The 1,656-nt window shown below is 37.7% G+C and carries 2 protein-coding genes and 1 pseudogene; all 3 read left to right on the top strand.

The window, feature by feature from the left end; translation table 11 throughout:
- Positions 1–988 (top strand): LPXTG cell wall anchor domain-containing protein (locus tag ACGLXV_RS17890; RefSeq protein WP_391559697.1); only part of this gene is annotated, 988 nt, incomplete at its 5' end.
- Between the two features lie 100 nt (positions 989–1,088).
- Entirely contained in the window at positions 1,089–1,319 is a 231-nt protein-coding gene (locus ACGLXV_RS17885; RefSeq protein ID WP_391559696.1) for a hypothetical protein, read from the top strand.
- Positions 1,320–1,589: 270 nt separating this feature from the next.
- A pseudogene (locus tag ACGLXV_RS17880) lies at positions 1,590–1,656 on the top strand (ribosomal subunit interface protein); the annotation flags it as partial.

Raw genomic sequence — 1,656 nt, 5'->3', positions numbered from 1 at the left:
TGAAGGCGACCAAGACAATGGTGGAGAAACACCAGGTGAAGGCGACCAAGACAATGGTGGAGAAACACCAGGTGAAGACGACCAAGATAATGGTGGAGAAACACCAGGTGAAGGTGACCAAGATAATGGCGGTCAAACGCCAGGTAAGGGTGACCAAGACAACGGCGGTCAAATACCGGGAGAGAAAGATGATCAAGGTAATGGAGGCCAAGCACCGGGTGGAAAACCTGGCAATACTCCAAAGCCGGAAGGGAATTCTCCAGATAAGGGCAATAACTCAACTAAACCAAATGTAACAGTGAAGCCAATTGTTAATGGTAACAAAGCAACTGTTACAGATGAACAACTTAAGGACCTTAAAAACAAGGGTACTCTAATCATTGATTTGCAAGATACGAATAAGACAGATGTTTCTATAGAGTTCACTGCAGATCAGATTGAATTATTAAAGGATAAAAAGATAGAAATCCAAATAGCTAATGGAGATGTAAATTTATCAATTCCAACTAGTGTTTTAACAAACGGAAGTGAAAAAACAAGCATCCATATACTAAAGCTAAAGGATATTCAAAACGCACTAAGTCCAGTTTATGACTTTACTATTACGCAGGGTGGTCAAGTGATTAGTCAGTTCAGTGAAGGCGTTACTCTAACATTTAATGTTGACGATTCAAGAGTAAGCAATCCTGATAATGTAAAAGTATTCTACTGGAATCCAAGTACAAGTAAGTGGGAGCCAATTGGTGGTAGCTACAGTAATGGAGTTGTTACAGCTACGACAACCCACTTTAGTGTTTATACTGTATTTGAAACATCTAGTGAAGAAGTTTCAAGTCCAGGAAAGAGCTTAGTTCCTGTTCAACAAAATGGAAAAGAGCTTCCGAATACAGCAACCAATTCTTTCAATTGGTTACTGATTGGACTAACTATTTTACTGGTTAGCTGTGCAGCACTATTTATCTTCCAAAGAAGAAAAATGCTTAACTAAAATGAGAATAACCCTCTTGCTCAGGCAGGAGGGTGTTCTTACTTAATGAATCAATGGTTATAATAATGAATGAAATTTAAGGGTATAAGGGGTTATTACATTGAAAAAGTTACTTTTCATCGTTCTTGCAAGTTTATTATTGATTACTGGTTGTAATTCCAACAAGGAAGAAGCGACAACAACCAGCACTGAAGAAGATAAGACAGTTGAGCAATACGAGGAAGAAATCAAGGAATTAAAAGTAGAAAATGGCAGACTAAAAATAGAGAATGCAAAGCTTGAAAAGAAGATCTCAACATTAGAAGCTAGCATGAATCAAGAAAGCAAATAATCCGGGACTGGCTAGAGCTAGTCTCTTTCTTTTTGGTAAAAATGTGTCAAACCGGTTAACGTCACCAATTCGACATAATTTTCGAACCTTTTTCAAGTTTTAGCAGGAGTTTCCGAGGGTAAAATAGAAGTATAAATACATAGTCTTAATTCTCATATTAAGACGGTGGTTATTTTTATGGGATGCTTGGAAAAAGTGGCGTAGGACAAGCTGCTCTAAGCATAACAGTAAGGTAACCAAATTTGTATAATGTGAAGGAGGAGTTCACTTATGAATTACAACGTTCGTGGTGAAAACATTGAGGTAACTCCAGCAATTAGAGAGTACGTGGAAAAGA

The sequence above is a fragment of the Robertmurraya sp. genome, from assembly GCF_036676585.1.
GTDB lineage: Bacteria > Bacillota > Bacilli > Bacillales > Cytobacillaceae > Robertmurraya_A.
This window is presented reverse-complemented; position numbering and strand designations above follow the sequence as displayed.